At 61.8% G+C, this 17779-nt stretch carries 16 protein-coding genes; all 16 read right to left on the reverse strand.

Annotation, left to right across the window (positions count from 1 at the left end; translation table 11 throughout):
• Positions 1-8 precede the first annotated feature (8 nt).
• The gene (gene ribH / locus EL217_RS06305; RefSeq protein WP_023030700.1) at positions 9-482 is read right to left on the reverse strand and encodes a 6,7-dimethyl-8-ribityllumazine synthase; all 474 of its coding nucleotides are present in this window, start codon (positions 480-482) and stop codon (positions 9-11) included.
• The gene (locus tag EL217_RS06310; protein WP_126319096.1) at positions 479-1756 is read right to left on the reverse strand and encodes a bifunctional 3,4-dihydroxy-2-butanone-4-phosphate synthase/GTP cyclohydrolase II; all 1278 of its coding nucleotides are present in this window, start codon (positions 1754-1756) and stop codon (positions 479-481) included. Before EL217_RS06310 ends, ribH begins: the two co-directional genes overlap by 4 nt.
• Before the next feature lie 11 nt (positions 1757-1767).
• A complete protein-coding gene (locus EL217_RS06315) occupies positions 1768-2382 on the reverse strand; it encodes a riboflavin synthase (RefSeq protein WP_126319098.1) in 615 nt (204 codons plus the stop codon).
• Between the two features lie 38 nt (positions 2383-2420).
• Entirely contained in the window at positions 2421-3443 is a 1023-nt protein-coding gene (ribD, locus tag EL217_RS06320; protein ID WP_232018215.1) for a bifunctional diaminohydroxyphosphoribosylaminopyrimidine deaminase/5-amino-6-(5-phosphoribosylamino)uracil reductase RibD, read from the reverse strand.
• Positions 3444-3454: 11 nt separating this feature from the next.
• A complete protein-coding gene (gene rpe, locus EL217_RS06325) occupies positions 3455-4123 on the reverse strand; it encodes a ribulose-phosphate 3-epimerase (RefSeq protein WP_232018217.1) in 669 nt (222 codons plus the stop codon).
• A 10-nt stretch (positions 4124-4133) separates the two neighbouring features.
• The gene (locus tag EL217_RS06330) at positions 4134-5759 is read right to left on the reverse strand and encodes an RsmB/NOP family class I SAM-dependent RNA methyltransferase (protein WP_172596718.1); all 1626 of its coding nucleotides are present in this window, start codon (positions 5757-5759) and stop codon (positions 4134-4136) included.
• Positions 5756-6697 (reverse strand): methionyl-tRNA formyltransferase, encoded by a 942-nt coding sequence (gene fmt, locus EL217_RS06335; RefSeq protein ID WP_005279087.1) that lies wholly within the window; start codon positions 6695-6697, stop codon positions 5756-5758. The genes EL217_RS06330 and fmt overlap by 4 nt, the downstream gene beginning before the upstream one ends.
• A gap of 75 nt (positions 6698-6772) precedes the next feature.
• The gene (def, locus tag EL217_RS06340; RefSeq protein WP_126319104.1) at positions 6773-7288 is read right to left on the reverse strand and encodes a peptide deformylase; all 516 of its coding nucleotides are present in this window, start codon (positions 7286-7288) and stop codon (positions 6773-6775) included.
• 52 nt (positions 7289-7340) lie between these two features.
• Positions 7341-9371 (reverse strand): primosomal protein N', encoded by a 2031-nt coding sequence (locus EL217_RS06345; RefSeq protein ID WP_126319106.1) that lies wholly within the window; start codon positions 9369-9371, stop codon positions 7341-7343.
• Positions 9372-9382: 11 nt separating this feature from the next.
• A complete protein-coding gene (metK, locus tag EL217_RS06350) occupies positions 9383-10615 on the reverse strand; it encodes a methionine adenosyltransferase (RefSeq protein WP_005283131.1) in 1233 nt (410 codons plus the stop codon).
• A 97-nt stretch (positions 10616-10712) separates the two neighbouring features.
• A complete protein-coding gene (gene coaBC / locus EL217_RS06355; RefSeq protein ID WP_126319108.1) occupies positions 10713-11966 on the reverse strand; it encodes a bifunctional phosphopantothenoylcysteine decarboxylase/phosphopantothenate--cysteine ligase CoaBC in 1254 nt (417 codons plus the stop codon).
• Positions 11967-12102: 136 nt separating this feature from the next.
• On the reverse strand, positions 12103-12405 hold the full coding sequence (gene rpoZ / locus EL217_RS06360; protein WP_005279075.1) for a DNA-directed RNA polymerase subunit omega: 303 nt from the start codon (positions 12403-12405) through the stop codon (positions 12103-12105).
• Between the two features lie 40 nt (positions 12406-12445).
• Positions 12446-13015, reverse strand: a complete 570-nt coding sequence (gene gmk, locus EL217_RS06365) for a guanylate kinase (RefSeq protein WP_005283138.1) — start codon at positions 13013-13015, stop codon at positions 12446-12448.
• An 8-nt stretch (positions 13016-13023) separates the two neighbouring features.
• On the reverse strand, positions 13024-13347 hold the full coding sequence (gene mihF / locus EL217_RS06370) for an integration host factor, actinobacterial type (RefSeq protein ID WP_023017443.1): 324 nt from the start codon (positions 13345-13347) through the stop codon (positions 13024-13026).
• A gap of 259 nt (positions 13348-13606) precedes the next feature.
• On the reverse strand, positions 13607-14446 hold the full coding sequence (gene pyrF / locus EL217_RS06375; RefSeq protein ID WP_126319110.1) for an orotidine-5'-phosphate decarboxylase: 840 nt from the start codon (positions 14444-14446) through the stop codon (positions 13607-13609).
• Positions 14430-17771 carry a carbamoyl-phosphate synthase large subunit gene (gene carB, locus EL217_RS06380; protein ID WP_023030689.1) on the reverse strand — a complete coding sequence of 1114 codons (3342 nt, stop codon included), beginning with the start codon at positions 17769-17771 and terminating at the stop codon, positions 14430-14432. The genes pyrF and carB overlap by 17 nt, the downstream gene beginning before the upstream one ends.
• Positions 17772-17779: the final 8 nt, after the last annotated feature.

Below are 17779 nucleotides of genomic sequence, written 5' to 3' on the forward strand. Positions count from 1 at the left end.
GCCTGCCTTTAATCTGCGTTTAGTCTACGCAATTGCAGCGCGGTATCTAAAGCCGCAATCATGGATTCTGCGCCCTTGTTTTCCGCCGAGTCAGGAAAACCTGCGCGATCGATGGCCTGCTGCTGGTCATTGACCGTCAATACCCCATTGCCAATCGGCGTCGATTCATCCAAGGAGATGCGCGTGAGAGCTTGGGTGACGGAATCGCAGACATAATCGAAGTGCGGAGTACCGCCACGGATGACGCAGCCCAAGGCAACGACGGCATCGAATTTCCGCGCGGCTGCTTGGACAACCACGCCCAGTTCCAGGGAGCCGACGACGCGGAACTCCGCGACCTCTGCCCCATTAGCACGCGCAGTGTCCACCGCTTGTTGGTGCAACTGATCGCAGACCTCTTCGTTCCACGTCGCGGTCACCACCGCGACGCGCAGGCCGCGCGCATCTACCTGCGCGATAGCCGGTAATCCTTCTTTACTCATTTGCCTAATTCTCCTTCGTGCTGCGCGTCCCACTGTGCCACCTGCGGAAGATTGTGGCCCATGCGGTCGCGTTTAGTCCGCAAATACCGAATATTATCGGCATTTGCCGCGATGGTCAGCGGGGTGTGCCGGCTGACCTCGATACCAAAGCCGGCAAGGCCTTCGCCCTTGTGTGGGTTATTGGTCAACAGCTGCGCCGATTCCACCCCAAGGTCCTTCAGGATCTGGCCGGCCACGGAATACTCGCGGGCGTCTTCGGGCAGCCCTTGTTCCAGGTTGGCATCGACTGTATCCCAGCCCTCGTCCTGGAGCCGGTACGCCTGCAGCTTGTGCACCAACCCGATCCCGCGGCCCTCGTGGCCGCGCAGGTAAATTACCACCCCGCTGCCGGCTTCCTGCACCTTGCGCAGGGATTCCTGCAATTGGGGGCCGCAATCGCAGCGGCGCGAGCCAAAGACGTCTCCGGTCAGGCACTCGGAATGCACGCGCACCACAACATCGCGGGCGCCGCGAAGCTGCGCGGGATCGCCGGCGATCAAGGCGATGTGCTCTTGGCCATCGAGGTCATGGCGGTAACCAATCGCGGTGAATTCGCCATACTCGGTGGGCAAGCGGGTTTCCACCGCGCGCTGGGTTTGCACCTCATGGTGGCGGCGCCACTCGATGAGCTGCGCGATAGAAATCAGGGCGAGGCCGTGCTTATCGGCAAAGCGGCGCAGCTCCGGCCCGCGGGCCATATCCGTCGGGTCTTCTTCTGATACGACTTCACACAGCACGCCCGCAGGACGAAGGCCAGCAAGGCGCGCCAAATCGACGGCGGCTTCCGTGTGCCCATCGCGCTCCAGCACCCCACCGGGCCGTGCGCGCAGGGGAACGACGTGTCCTGGCCGGGTAAAGTCGCTGGACCGGGTCGAAGGATCCGCCAAGCGGCGGATGGTTTCCGCGCGGGAGGCCGCAGAAATTCCGGTAGAGCCCGTTGCCGCATCCACGGTGACCGTATAAGCGGTCTGGCGCACGTCCTGATTCTGCGCCATCATCGGCGGCAAATCGAGCCGCTGGCAATCTTCCGGCAATAGCGAGGCGCACACGTATCCGGAGGAATACCGCACCATAAACGCGACCAGTTCCGGGGTTGCCAGCTCCGCGGCAAAGATCAGATCCCCTTCGTTTTCCCGTCCTTCATCATCCATGACGATGACCGGCTTGCCGGCGGCAATCTCCGCAATGGCGTGATCGATGGCATCAAAATGGATGCTCTCTTCAGTCGCGAACATAACCTAGCAGTCTAGTCCTTTGCTTGAGCACTTCCGGATTCGGGGTGAAGCATCTTTTCCACGTACTTCGCCAGCACATCCACCTCGAGGTTTACGATATCGCCAACCTTGGATTCACCGTGCGTCGTCTCCCGCAAGGTGGTTGGGATGAGGGAGACCTCGAACCAATCTTCGCCTACGGCGCTGACGGTCAAGGACGTGCCGTTGACCGCGATGGAGCCCTTTTCCACGACGTACCGAGCAAGATCGCGGGGCAAGCTAAAGCGCAGCACGTCCCAGTGCTCCGAGTGCTCGCGCGAGACCAAGCGCGCCGTGTCATCGACATGGCCCTGCATCATGTGTCCACCCAGCCGCGTGGTCGGCAGCAATGCCGACTCAACGTTCACCCGCGCGCCCTCTTTCAGCTGACCGAGTCCCGTCCGGTCCAATGACTCTTGCATCACATCAGCGCAGAAAATATCCCCATCCAATTCCGCGATGGTAAGGCACACGCCATTGATGGCGATGGAATCCCCTAGGCGCGCGTCACTCACCGTCTGCGGCGCGCGAATGCTCAGCCGCAGCGCATCCGCCTGTTGCTCGAGCGCGGCTACCGTGCCGAGTTCTTGTACTAGCCCTGTAAACAATGAAACCCCTTGTATTTGTCTCTTAAGTATCTAATCTTTTAACGCTCGTTCCGCGCCTCGTATTCGACGAGGACATCGGGCCCGAGGCTGGTGGTGCGCACGGTGGTAAAACGTGGGGCATCGGCAAGCGTATGCGCCACCGCATTCGCCAGAATTCCGCGCCCTTGGCCGAGCAGGATGGGGGCAATATACGCCGCCAGCGCGTCCACGACACCGGCCTCGATGAAGCTCTGGGCCAGTCCCGCCCCACCTTCCACCAAGACGTCGCGGGCGCCGCTGGTATACAGCTCGTCGAGCGCGCCCTCGATGGTGTCATATTGCTCAAATCCCAGCTGCTGCAGGTGAGAGGCCTTCTCCCCCGCGGCTTGGAGATCGCGCTTGCCGATGACCACGCGGCGCGGCTGGTGCTCCCGCAAACGCCCATCGCTACAACGTGCGGTAAGCGAGGGGTTATCGGCAAGCGCAGTGCCAGTGCCGATGATGATGGCATCGCGCCGCGCCCTATCGGCATGGACCCACTCGCGGGCCTCGGGGCTGGTGATCCATTGGCTCGTGCCATCGGCCGCAGCGGTAAACCCATCCAAGGTCTGTGCGAATTTCAGGGTCACGTGCGGGCGCTGCAGCTTTACCGCGCGCAACCAAGCACGCACCGCGTCTTCGACGCCATCCGGCGCGGTGAGCCGGCCCACTTCTACCCCGGCTGCGGCCAAGGCCTGCGCGCCGCCGCCTGCTTGGGGCGTCGGATCGGGATGGAGGTAGAACACGCGAGCAATTCCGGCATCGATAAGCGCCGTAGCGCAAGGCCCCGTCCTTCCCGTATGCGCGCAGGGCTCCAGGGTAACAACGGCCGTACCGCCGCGGGCTTTCTCGCCGGCCGCGCGCAGCGCCATGACTTCCGCGTGAGCACCGCCCACCGGCTGGGTCGCACCGCGCCCCACAACGTCACCGGTTGCGGATAAAATCACCGCGCCTACGGGTGGATTGGGGCTTGTGGTACCGCGCACCGCCGCGCCGGCCTGCATGGCCTGAACCAAAGCTCCGGAAATATTCGTTGCATCCATCGCGCCGGCCATTATGACCGTGCTGCAAGCGCGCGCAGTTCTTCCACCGCCTGCGCTGGATCATCGCTTTTGAATACGGCCGAACCCGCCACGAAGGAATCGCACCCGGCCTCCGCGGCCAAGCCAATGGTTTCCGGATCGATGCCGCCATCGATTTCAATGACGGTATCCAGGTTCTGCTGGTCAATGCTCTCGCGCAGGGCGCGGACCTTCTCCAGCATGGCGGGCATAAATTTCTGCCCGCCGAAACCTGGTTCCACGGACATGACCAGCACCTCATCAAAATGGTGCAGCTTATCCAGCCACGGCTCAATGGGCGTATCCGGCTTGATGGAAAAGGCCGCACGCGCGCCCAAATCCCGGATTTTTTCTGCCAATTCCACCGCGGCTACCTCACTCTCAACCGCTTCCACATGAAAAATGATGGTGGTGGCACCGGCCTTGATATAGGTCTCCACCCATTTCGCCGGCTCCTCAATCATCAGGTGCACGTCAAGCGGCTTATCCGTGGACCTTTTCACCGTGGCCGTAATATCCGGACCGAAGGAAAGATTGGGCACAAAGTGCCCGTCCATGATGTCTACATGGATCCAATCGGCATTCGAGATGGCCTCTAGTTGTTCACCTAGCCGCGCGAAGTCAGCAGCCAAAATTGACGGAGAAATAAGTGGTGCAGGCATACCTTTAATCCTAGCGCCCTTCCTCATCGCCGCGCCGCAATACCGCCATGAACATGGCATCGGTCCCGTGGCGGTGCGGCCACATTTGGACGGATTTTTCTTTGCCCACATTGCCCATATCTGGGATAAATTCCCGCGCATCTAGCTCCTGCGCGCCCAGCTTTTCTACCGCTTGGTCGACGATGTCACGGGTTTCGCGCAGGTCCGGCGAACACGTGGAATACACCACGACCCCGCCCGGCCGCACGAGCTTGAGAGCAGAGGACAATAGCTCGAATTGAAGTGTCGAAAGCTCGGCAATATCGGCTTCAGATTTCCGCCAGCGTGCCTCTGGGCGGCGCCGCAAAGCGCCCAGCCCTGAACACGGCGCGTCCACCAAGATGCGATCGAATCCCGAGCCCACCTGCGGGTTGCGGCCATCGGCCACGTGGACGGTCACCGGCAGCCCTTGCACGGTCTTTTCAATCAGTTTCGCGCGGTGCGGTGATACTTCCACGGCATCAACGTGCGCGGACTCGATGCGCGCCAAGGCCCCCATCAGGGCCGCCTTGCCACCCGGGCCCGCGCATAGGTCGAGCCAGCGGCCCTGGTCGGTACCGCTGACGGGCACCTCGCAGACCGCGCGGGCGATAAGCTGCGAGCCTTCATCCTGCACCGCGGCCATGCCCTGCTGGACCGGTTCCAATTGGCCTGGGTCCCCGGAATCCATATACACCGCGTAGGGCGAGTAGGTACCTTCTTCGTTTCCGGTAATCAGTGCCAGTTCCTCGGCGGAAATTTCGCCCGGCCGCGCCACCAGGTGCACGCTCGGGCGCTCGGAATCCGCCGCTAGGACAGCCGGCAATTCCTCGGGGTCGACAACGCGGGCAAAAGACTCCGCGATCCACGTTGGGTGCGCATGCCTAAAGGCCAGGCCCGCAATCTCACCTTCTGGGGCAAGGCGCTTGAGCCACTCATTCGGCGGCGTGCGGGTAATGGTGCGCAAAATGCCATTGGCAAACCCTTTGGCTTTTTCCTCCCCGCCCGCCACGACGAGCCGGACGGAGGTATCTACCGCAGCGTGGGATTCCACGCGCGTATAGAGCACCTGGTAGGTGCCCAGGCGCAGGGCATCGATGACCACCGGCGAGATTGCCTCCAACTCGCGCGAGGAGCACTGCGCGATTACCGCATCGAGCACGCCCAAGGTGCGCAGGGTGCCATAGGTAATCTCCGTGGCAAATGCGGCATCGCGGCCAGTAAGTTTCTGCTTGCGCAGCGCCTTGGGCAGGACAAGGTTGGCAAACGCATCCTCTTCGCTTACCCGGCGCACCACATCGAAGGCAACGGCGCGGGCCGGATCCACGCCCTGGTCGATGGCGGCCTGCACCAGTGTTTTCCCCGCGCCCGTGTTCTTTGTGCCCGCATTCCGATCACCTCGGTTTCCTCGGTTATCCCGGTGGTCGCGGTTGCGCTGGTCCTGCATGCCGCGACCACGCTGTGCGGATCCACGCTGAGCTTGGCCGCGATTGTCTTGGCCACGCTGCGCATTGCCTCGCTGCCCACCGCCGCGCTGGGGCGCGCCGTTCTTGCCGTGTTGTGTAGCCTCCGGCGCCTTGTCGCCGGACTTACTGCGGGAGCGGAATCCACCAGTCACTGGAACCTCACCTCTGCGTTCTTTCCTAATCCACGCGCCCAATCGGCCGCATTCATCATCTTTTTGCCCGGCGGCTGAATCCTATCCAGCTGCACCGGTTGCGTCGCGGTCCCGATGTACACCGCGTCCTTGCTAATCAGCGCCTCGCCCGGATGCAGCTGCTTGCCGATGCCCTCGGTGAGACTCACCGGGCCGAGCTTGAGGCGGGCATCGTCAAGCAGCGTCCACGCGCCCGGGCCTGGGGTGTGGGCGCGGATATGCCGGTCGATGGAGAAGGCAGGCTGCGCCCAGTCAATGCGGGCTGCGGCCGTGGAAATCTTCGGCGCATAAGTGGCCTCGCCGCTTTGGGCCTGCGGCTCAAGCGTGCCGGCCTCCAGCCCATCCATGGTGGCTACCAGGAGATCCGCCCCGGAATACGCCAGCCGCGTGAGCAGATCGTCCGCGGTATCCGTCCCAGTGATGGCTTCTGTGACCGTGCCGAAGACCGGTCCCGTATCCAGGCCTTCTTCAATCCGGAAGGTGGACGCGCCGGTAATATCATCGCCTGCCGCGATAGCCGCCTGCACCGGCGCCGCGCCGCGCCAGGCGGGAAGAAGGGAAAAGTGCAGGTTGACCCAGCCATGGCGCGCGACATCCAAGAGATCCTTGCTAATGAGATTGCCATAGGCCACCACCGGAATGGCCTCGGGCTGCAGCTCCGCCAGGCGCTCACGCAGGTTATCGCCATCCTCCGTGCCAGGCCGCAGCGTGGTCGGGGTCAACACCTCGATGCCGTGTTCTTGCGCCAGCGCCTTTACCGGGCTCGGGTGAAGGCTGCGGCCCCTGCCCTTCTTCGCATCGGGCCGGGTAATGACCGCTACCACTTCGTGGCTGGAGGCAAGCAATTTCTCCAATGCCACCACCGCCGGCTCTGGGGTGCCGGCAAAAATAATCCGCATACTGGATGAGTCTCCTCGAGGTCTCGGGTGAAAATTCTAGGGTACAACGAGCCTGCCTGCGTTGCCGAAGCTCGCCTACCCCGCGCTATTAAACCAATCGGCTTCGCGGATGGTACGCATGGCGGCCTTGCGGTCGGCATCGCCAAGCCGGCGCAGGAATAACACTCCATCAAGGTGATCGGTTTCATGCTGAATGCACCGAGCCAAAAGCCCCGAGGCGACCATCCCCACCGGCCTGCCTTCTACATCGCGCCCAGAGACAAATACCCGGTTGTGCCGCGGGGTATCGGCGCTAATCCCCGGGATGGATAGGCATCCTTCCGGGCCAACCTGCATGTCTTCTCCCAGCGGCGTCCACACGGGGTTGATGAGAACCCCGCGCAATCCGGCCTGGATAGGCGAACAGTCATAGACAAAGATGCGCTTGAGTATGCCCACCTGATTCGCCGCGAGCCCCACCCCGCCGGCGGCATCCATGGTCTCCAACATGTTCTGCGCCAGCGTGCGCAGGCTGGAGTCAAAGGTCGTAATCTCTTCTGCCCGCGAGCTTAATACGGGATCCCCGTAGAGCCTGATGTCTAATTCCGCCACTGATTTGTCCCTTTCTCTTGTACTGCCTAATCGGGTAAGTCTATGCGCACTTCTAACCCACGTGAATGGGATCGACCGTGATGCGAAGCGGCAATTCATCTTTTCTTGCGCTGCGCGCCGCATTAGCCTTGCGCAGCGCGCGTCCCAACTGCGATCGCGGCCCCAGCGGGGCGCGCACCACTAGGCGTTGGGGTGGGCCAAAGCGGTCCGCATCGTATTCCCCGGGGAGGCTGTCCCCTGGCGGGAGCGGAACCGGGCCTAAGACCTCGGCGTGCTCTGGCAGGTCCACCAACTGTTCGAAGGAATCCAGAGCCGCGTCCGCCCCATCGATGGCGGCGAAGTGCACGGCCGGCGGAAAGCGCACCTCGCGCCGGGCCCGCAATTCCTCTACCGCGGCCGCGACCATGTCCCAGCTCATGAAGTGGCGGACGACGGGAAGTTCCGGATCCGCGGCGATGATGACGCGCCCGCCCTTAAAATGCGGCCTGACCATGGTGGCCGCCTGCGCCCATTTGGCCAGGCAGTCCTCGGTGGCGCGCAAGTCTTGCCGGTTTAATAAGGTGCCCGCGTCCAATAGCAGCGCCGCGCCATAGGCGCCGCCATTCACCCGCGGCTCGGCGCCAGGGGTAGCAATCACTAATGCCGGGGCATTTTCAATTGAGCCCACGACCTTATTGCCGCCAGAAACCACGACGGACGTATTAGGAAAGGCGCGCCCCAATTCCTCCGCGGTGCGTTCAGAGCCTAAAACGATGGCGCGCAGGCGCGGCGAACCGCACTCGGTACAGCGATGATTGGTGGCAATGCGCCCGCACCAACGGCAGGTAGGCATGACGGCTTCCTCGCTTGAGCGCTCCGAGCTCGGAGGCAACCCCAATGGCCCGTTACAGTGACGGCACCGCGCGGGAGAATGGCACTTTCCACAAGCCAAAATAGGCGCATACCCCTTGCGCGGGGCCTGCACTAGCACTGGTTCGCCGCGGTCGAGGGCCTGCTGCGCCGCCTGAAAGGCCGGCGCCTGCACAGAGGTCGTACCGCCCTCTAACTCCCTGGAAATGGACAGCCCGTAGGCGCCAATGGCCAAAATATCCGGCCGGCGTGCCTCTATGGTTGAGGCGCTCGGTATGAGGTCGTGTGCCCACCCTGAATCCACCAATAATTGGGTTTCCGCCGTGCGCGAGTGGTTCGCCGCAATGAAGCTGCAATTTTCAAAGGCAGAGCGGGTGGTAAGCACCTCCCGGGCGTGGACGTAGGGCTTAATATTATCCACCAAGTTATCGTTACCATCATCAAAAATAACGGCCAGCTGCAGGTTGTCCACGGGGGTAAAAGCCGCCGAGCGTGTTCCAATGACGATTCGCGCCTGCCCCACCAAGGCCGAAAGATAGCGGCGATAGCGCGCTTGCGGGCCCATGCTATTGGTGAGCACCGTGATTTGTTTCGGCCCCACAACACCGCGCAGGGCATTTTCAAGGGCGTCCACTACCTTTTGGTCTGGGACCACGATAAGGACGCCTCCCCCACCCAGGGCAACCTTGGCCGCTAAGGCCGCGAGTGCATCTTCCCATTCATCGCCGGGAGCGATTTGCCACGCGGCGCGGGCCAATTTCCCGCCCAAGATGGAATCAACAAAAGTTTCCCCATGTTGATAGGCAGACCACCCGGATAAATCGGTCTCGCTGGCGGCGCCGAGTTCTTCCCACGGCGTATCCAAATCCGCTTCTTCTGCCTTTGCGTGCCGCGGCGGAATGGCGGAGCGAATGATATCGGAGCAAATTCCGCCATAGCGATCCGCAAGGGCTTCCACCAGCCGGGACAGCTGCGGTGGATAAACCTGGAATGGGGAGATGACCCGCTCGATAAAGCGCAGCTGCCCGCCAAAATCGGACTCATGCTTGCGCTCGACGATGATCGCATCCACCAAGCGCCCATTAAACCGAATGCGCACCTTCACCCCAGCTTGGGCGCTATCAGATTCGGCCTCATCTACCAGGTAATCAAAGCCCCGATCGAGGTGGGCAACCCCTAAAAGAGGCAACACCCGCGCGACCGGTTTCCGGGCGGCGGGTGTTTTCTTAGGCATAAGCCCACATTCTACAGACCAGCGGCAGCGCGCAATTCCTCCACTCGGTCCAACTGCTCCCACGGCAGGTCAACGTCGGTGCGGCCGAAGTGACCGTAGGCGGCGGTCTGGGCGTAAATAGGACGCAGCAGATCCAATTCGCGGATAATGGCCGCCGGGCGAAGGTCAAAGACCTTATTGACGGCAGCCTGGATCTGCTCATCGGTCAAGTTCTGCTTCGCGGTTCCGAAGGTCTCGACGTAGAGGCCAACCGGCTTGGCGCGACCGATGGCGTAGGCCACCTGCACCTCTGCGCGATCCGCCAGGCCCGCGGCGACGATATTCTTGGCCACCCAGCGCATGGCGTAGGCCGCAGAGCGGTCCACCTTGCTGGGGTCCTTGCCGGAGAAGGCACCGCCGCCGTGGCGGGCCATGCCACCGTAGGTATCCACGATGATCTTGCGGCCGGTAAGGCCTGCATCGCCCATTGGGCCGCCCAAGATGAAGGAGCCGGAAGGATTGACCAAGAGGTTGGTCTCATCGGTGTAGTACTTATCGAGCCCGGCATCCTTAATGACCCAGTCCAGCACCTCGCTGCGCAGGTGGGTTTCTAGCCACTGGCTATCAACCTCAGGATCGTGCTGGGTAGAAATAACGACCGTATCCAGGTGAGACGGCTCATTATTATCGTTATAAGCGAAGGTCACCTGGGTCTTACCATCCGGGCGCAGGTGGTCCACAATGCCCTCTTTGCGCACCTGGGTCAGGCGGCGGGACAGGCGGTGCGCCAAGGCGATGGGCAACGGCATGTACTCCGCGGTTTCATTCGACGCGTAACCAAACATCAGGCCCTGGTCGCCGGCGCCGGCGGTGTCATTTTCCTCGTCATAATCCGCGCCCTGGTCGCGCGCCTCGGTGGAGGTATCCACGCCGGCACCGATTTCCTGCGACTGCTCGCCGATGGCGATATTGACGCCACAGGTATTGCCATCAAAGCCCACATCGGAAGAGGTAAAGCCGATGGACTTAAGGGTCTCGCGCACAAGGGCCGGAATTTCCACGTAGGCGTTGGTGCGGACCTCGCCCACGACGTGTACCTGGCCGGTGGTAACCAGCGTTTCCACGGCGACGCGAGACTCCGGATCCTTTTCTAAAAGTGCATCCAAGATGGCATCCGAGATGGCGTCACAGATTTTATCCGGGTGCCCCTCAGTAACGGACTCGCTTGTAAAAAGACGAGCTTCCACTGCAGCGTTATCAGTCACAAAAACTTCCTTTGATTATTACGTATTCGATACCGAGGCATTCTGCCCCAACCCATTACAAGGCAACCCTAGACCAAGCGGTCTATAAACGCAATATTTAATTTCCCGGTTCAATCATTTCATTCACGGCGGCCAGAATCTGCGCCGCGACGACCTGCTTAGATCCGTGCTCTACGCGCTGCGGTTCCTCGTTTCGCCGCAGAATCCACCCCTCGCTGTTTTCCTGGCCAAAGGTCACGCCGCGGCCCACCTCATTGGCCATCAGTACGTCGCACCCCTTGCGCGCAAACTTTTCTTTCGCGTAATCCAGCGCCGAAGAATCGCCATCCCCCGTCTCGGCCGCGAAACCGACGATGACGCACTTTTGCGGCACCTCGCCCTCCTCGCGCGCTGCCACGAGAGACTTCAAGATATCTGGGTTTTCCACCATCTCTAGCGTCGCGAGCGCATCATCCGCCTTGCCCTTTTTCATTTTGGACTCAGCCACGTTCGCGGGCCGGTAATCCGCGACCGCCGCGGCCATGATGACGATATCGGCATCGCGGGATTCCTCGCGCATCGCGGCCTCCAAGTCTTGGGCGGAAACGATATTCCGGATCGTAGCCCCGCTCGGTACCGGCAACTCCGCGGTATTGCCGGCCACAATCGTGACATCCGCGCCCTTGTGTGCGGCCACCTCTGCCAGCGCATACCCCTGCCTGCCGGAGGAACGGTTTCCTAAATAGCGAACCGGGTCCAATTCCTCTTGGGTGCCACCGGCAGAAATGACCACCTTCAGCCCCGCCCAGCTGTGATCGATATGAAAACCCGCGAGCTCGGTTCGCGCGATGGCCGCAATCTGTTCTGGATCCGGCAGCCTGCCTGCGCCCGTATCCTTACCCGTAAGGCGCCCGTGCGCTGGTTCCATGACGGTAATTCCGCGCCGGCGCAGGGTCTTTACGTTGTCTTGTGTCGCTGGGTTATTCCACATTTCGGTGTGCATGGCGGGCGCCACGATGATGGGACACGTTGCCACCAGCACGGTCGCGGTCAAGAGATCATCGGCGCGGCCCGCAGCCAAGCGCGCAATGAGGTCAGCCGTGGCAGGGGCGATGACCACGGCATCGGCTTCCTGGCCTACAGCTACGTGTTGAACGTCCTCGACCGCCTCAAAAACACTCGTTGAGACGGGATTTCCGGATAATGCCTCAAAAGTGGCGGCCCCTACGAAGTTCAATGCGCTTTGTGTAGGAACGACGCGGACATTATCGCCATGTTCTTTGAAATTGCGCACCAAGTGGCAAGCCTTATACGCGGCGATGCCACCGGCAACGCCCAACACGATATTGCGAGGAGAATTTAAGTCAGTCACATCGCACAATCGTACCGTGCAGGCATGACAAGAGCCCCGCCCGGCCACCACGTTAGTTCCACAGAAGTGAAACCAAGTGGGCTTGGCCGGACGGGGCTGAAATGAGGCACAAGGTGCGCACGCAAAAGCGCGCTACTTACTTGCCTTCCTCGTGGTCCAACAGACCTGCGTCGATTTCGCGCAGCGCGATGGACAGTGGCTTCTCGCCGGGCTCTGGGTTAACCAGTGGGCCGACGAACTCAAAGACGCCTTCATCTTGCTCTTGGTAGTAGCTATTGATCTGGCGCGCACGCTTGGCAGCGAAAATTACCAAGGCGTACTTGGAAGAAACCTTGTCCAACAGCTCATCGATTGGCGGGTCCGTAATGCCAATCGGGTCATCAAATACCGGTTCCGACTTCGCGGATTCAGTGTTAGAAGGGGTGGTCACGTTAGTCACATGCACCTTTACATTGGTTGAAGATGGTCAAAAGAAGAGTCTATCCACGCAGGATATCACTAATGGCGGCCACTGCCTCATCTAGGTTTTCATTGACCACAACGTGATCAAACTCATCCTGTGCAGCTAGTTCCTCGTACGCAGTGTGCAACCTACGATCAATGACGTCTTGCGGTTCGGTACCGCGACCGGTCAGGCGCTCTACTAACACCTCCCACGAAGGCGGTGCCAAGAAGACCAAATCCGCTTCCGGCAAGGCCTTGCGAACGCTGCGCGCACCGGCCAAATCGACCTCGACGAGAACCGGGCGACCGGCGTCCAAGGCCTCTTCTACGGGCCGGGCGGGTGTTCCGGAACGCTGCAATCCGCCGTGAATATCTGCCCATTCGAGCATCTCACCGGCATCAATGCGTTCCTGAAAGGCCTCAGGGGTGACGAAGAAATAATCCACGCCATCTTGCTCCCCGGGGCGGGGCTGGCGCGTTGTCATAGACACGCTGAAATACAGCCCCTCGACGTCATGCCGTAGACGCGAGACTACGGTGGATTTCCCCACTGCGGAAGGACCCGCCAACACGACGAGGCGACCGCGAGCAGTTGCGTCAGCCATAGACGTGATTATTCGTCGTCGTAACCGAAGCGCTCAAGCAGAGCACGACGCTGGCGCTCACCCAGACCGCGCAGGCGACGGGTCTGCGCAATCTCCAGATCTTCCATGATTTCCTTGGCCTTGACCTTGCCAACCTTAGGCAGAGCCTCGAGGAGTGCGGAAACCTTGGTCTTGCCGATGATCTCATCGGTCTCAGCCTTTTCCAGCACGTCCTTCAGGTCGGTCTCGCCGCGCTTAAGCGCAGCCTTGAGCTCAGCGCGAGCCTTGCGGGCCTCAGCGGCCTTTGCGAGAGCTTCCTTACGCTGCTCATCAGTCAACTTTGGAAGGGCCACGAGTTTCCTCCGATTCATTAGATTGCTTCTATTACTTCTGATACTTGGTACCAGATTCCGGTTGCCAAACGCGATGGAAATACCGCGGAAAGTTACCCTGAACCTTCGAGCACACCGACTTCTGATTATCCTAGCACCGCTAGTGACACGATGACGATAGGCGACCCAGATGGGCCTCTCGTTTTAGCACGTCAACGCACATGCCTAGACCAAAATACCAGGTAAACGGCGCGGCCGTTAATTGGCCCCGCCGCGTGTTCTAATCCCGGAATTGGTCTGCGGTATCGATCACCGCTTTGCGCAGGTCATCGACCTGGGGGCCGCGTTGCAAAACGGCGCGCGAGACATTGGCGAACCCAAGCTGCGGGCACGCAGACACAATGGAGTGCACCTGCGCGGGACCCGCCCCCTGGGCGCCGACGCCGGGAAGCAGCACCGGGCCATTAAGCGCGTCCAAGCGGGGTGGGTTCTCGACGGTCGCGCCCACCACAACGCCCACGCTTCCAGCCACGCCGGCCTCAAGTGCTGTGGCATTGAAGGTGGCGCACTCGTCCACCACGGCCTGGGCAATCGAGTCCGCCGTGCCCGCAGGAACCGCTTGAATGGCGCGCGCCTCTGGATTAGAGGTGGCCGCCAAGACGAAGACGCCGCGGTTGTTTTCTAGTGCTGTGGCAATGGCCGCGCCCAGCGCCCCTACGCCGAGATACGGCGATAAGGTCACCGAATCAGCGCGCAGCGGCGAGGTCTCCCCTAGCCAGGCATCGCCATAGCCTTCCATGGTGGAGCCGATATCGCCGCGCTTGGCATCTGCTACCGTGAGGCACCCTGCCTCGCGCAGGCCGGCCAGCGTTTCTTCCAAGACCGCAAAGCCTGCGGCACCGAAGCGTTCGAAGAAGGCCACCTGCGGCTTTACCAAGGCAGCGGTATCTGCAAAGGCCTCGACGCAGCGCAGGCTGAAGGTGCGCAGGCCCTCCGCGGTATTATCCAGCCCCCAGTGCTCTAAGAGGTACGGGTGCGGGTCGATGCCTACGCAAAGCCGCCCGCGCTCGCGGCCGGCGTCTACTAGGCGCTGGCCGAAGGATTTAGTTGCGTGGGCCATGCTCAAGCTCCTGAAGTGCGCGGACCTGCAAATCACCCTGGCGCAGCGCCTCGATGCCCTGCACCGCCGCCGTAATGCCCTGGACCACCGTGACGAGCGGTAGGCCCATGTGCACCGCTGCGGCGCGGATATCGTAGCCGTCGTGGCGCGCACCGGCAGAGCCGGCCGGCGTATTGAGGATCCAGTCAATCTCGCCGTTGAAAATCTTGTCCACGATGGATTCTTCGCCTTCCTTGGCCTCAGAGACCTTGACGGCAACCTCGCACTCGATGCCGTTGCGGCGCAGCATTTGCGCGGTACCGGCGGTGGCGACGATGTTGTATCCCATGCGCGCCAAGCGCTGGATGGGGAAAATCAGGGTGCGCTTATCCCGGTTGGCCACGGAGACGAAGATGGTTCCTTCCGTGGGTGGCACGGCAAAGGCAGCGATTTCGCCCTTGGCGTAGGCTGCACCGAAGTTGGTGGCTAGGCCCATCACCTCACCGGTGGACTTCATCTCCGGCGACAACAGGGTATCCAGCAGGCTACCGTCTGGCCGGCGGAAGCGCTCGAAGGGCAAGACCGCTTCCTTGACCGCAATCGGGTGGTCAAGCGGCAAGGAGCCGCCATCGTAGGCCGATGGGATTAGGCCTTCTTCCCGCAGCTCCGCGATGGTGGATCCCATCATGATGCGGGCGGCAGCCTTAGCCAGCGGCACGCCGGTCGCCTTGGACACGAACGGAACGGTGCGCGAGGCGCGCGGGTTGGCCTCGATGACATAAAGGACATCGTCCTTCAAGGCGAACTGGACGTTCATCAGGCCCTTCACGCCAATGCCCTCGGCCAAGCGGCGCGTGGATTCGCGCACCTTGTCGATGTCCTCTGGCCCCAGCGTCATCGGCGGCAGGGCGCACGAGGAGTCGCCGGAGTGAACGCCGGCTTCCTCGATGTGCTCCATCACGCCGCCCAAGTAGACCTCGTTGCCGTCGCACAGGGCGTCGACATCGATCTCGATGGCCGAGTCCAAGAAGCGGTCCACCAAGACCGGGTGGTCTGGGGAGAGCTCGGTGGCGCGCTCGATATAGTTCTCCAGCGACTGCTCATCGTAGACGATTTCCATGCCGCTGCCGCCCAAGACGTAGGAAGGACGAACCAGAACCGGATAGCCGATGGAGGCTGCGACCTTCCGGGCCTCCTCGAAGGAGGTGGCGGTGCCATACGATGGCGCTGCCAGCTCTGCTTCATCGAGGACCTTGCCGAATTCGCCGCGGTCCTCGGCGGAGTCGATGGCCGCGGGGCTGGTGCCCACCACGGGCACGCCGGCGGCGTCGAGGCGCTCTGCCAGGCCCAGCGGGGTTTGGCCGCCCAGCTGCACCAACACGCCGGCGACCTCGCCGGAGGCTGCCTCTGCGTGGTAGACCTCCATGACGTCTTCGAAGGTCAGCGGCTCGAAGTACAGGCGATCAGCGGTGTCATAGTCGGTCGATACCGTCTCAGGGTTGCAGTTGACCATCACGGTCTCATAGCCCTTGCGGGAAAGCTCAAGGGCGGCGTGCACGCAGGAGTAGTCGAATTCGATGCCCTGGCCAATGCGGTTCGGACCAGAGCCTAAGATGATGACCTTGCCCTTCGAGCCTTCCGGTGCTGGGTGCACCTCGGTTTCGGCATCAGGATCCAGCTCATAAGAGCTGTAGTGGTACGGCGTTTGCGCCTCGAACTCGCCGGCGCACGTATCGACGGTCTTGAAGACGGGCCGAATGCCCATGCGCCAGCGCAGGCTGCGCACGCCGTCTTCGCCGTTGAACTCGGGACGCAGGGCGGCAATTTGGGCATCGGAAAGCCCAAAGACCTTGGCCTCGCGCAGGAGCTGCTCGGTGAGCACGGGGGCATCGACAAGCTCCTGGCGGAATTCCACCAGGCCCTCGAGCTCCGCGATGAACCATGGGTCCACGCCGGAGGCCTCGTGGACCTCGTCGACCGTAGCGCCAAGGCGCAGGGCCAGCTCGATATCGTACATGCGGCCTTCGGTGGGGCGCTCGAGATCCTTGAGCACCGCCTGCACGTCGGCGGCGCGCTCGCCCGCAAAATACTCATCGGGCTTGGTCCAGAACCCGTTGGGCTTGTTTTCCAGCGAGCGCATGACCTTATTCAGGCCGGAGATGTAGTTGCGGCCGATGCCCATGGCCTCGCCCACCGATTTCATCGTGGTGGTCAAGGTGTCATCGGCGCCGGGGAATTTCTCGAAGGCAAAGCGGGGCGCCTTGACAATGACATAGTCCAAGGTCGGCTCGAACGCCGCCTGGGTTTCGCCGGTGATGTCATTTTGCACCTCGTCCAAGGTGTAGCCGATGGCCAATTTCGCGGCCAGCTTGGCAATGGGAAAACCCGTGGCCTTGGATGCCAGCGCCGAGGAGCGGGAGACGCGCGGGTTCATCTCGATGACGATGATGCGGCCATCATCCGGGTTCAAGGCGAACTGGATATTGCAGCCGCCGGTATCAACGCCCACCTCGCGGATGATGTCGATGCCCAGATCGCGCATCTTCTGGAACTCGCGGTCCGTCAGCGTCAGCGCCGGCGCCACGGTCACGGAGTCACCGGTGTGCACGCCCAGGGCATCGACGTTTTCGATGGAGGCGACGACGACCACATTGTCATCACCATCGCGCATGAGCTCGAGCTCGAATTCTTTCCAGCCGAGGATGGATTCCTCGATGAGCACGTTGGCCTCCGGCGAGGCCGCAAGACCGCCGCCGGCGATGCGATCCAGATCCTCGTTATTGAAGGCCAGGCCAGAGCCCAGGCCACCCATGGTAAAGGACGGGCGCACCACGACGGGCAAGCCGAGCTTGTCGACGGTCTCGTGGACCTCATCCATGTTATGGCACACCGCCGAGCGGGCGGATTCCCCGCCTACCGAGGCCACGATATCCTTGAACTTTTGGCGGTCTTCGCCGCGCTCGATGGCATCAATATCGGCGCCGATGAGCTCGATATCGTACTTATCCAATATGCCCTGGCGGTCCAGCTGCACCGCGGCGTTGAGCGCGGTTTGCCCGCCCAAGGTAGCCAGCACGGCGTCGATGGGGTGGCCTTCCTCGGTCTCCTTGACCAGGATCTTTTCGATGTATTCCGGCTCGATGGGCTCGACGTAGGTGTGGTCGGCGAACTCGGGGTCGGTCATGATGGTGGCCGGGTTCGAGTTCACCAGGGTCACGCGCAGGCCTTCGTCCTTGAGGACGCGGCAGGCCTGGGTTCCGGAGTAGTCGAACTCGCAGGCCTGGCCGATGACGATGGGCCCGGAGCCGATGACCAGGACGTGATTAATGTCAGTGCGCTTTGGCATAATATTTC

The organism is Corynebacterium segmentosum, from assembly GCF_900637825.1.
GTDB classification, from domain to species: Bacteria; Actinomycetota; Actinomycetes; order Mycobacteriales; family Mycobacteriaceae; genus Corynebacterium; species Corynebacterium accolens.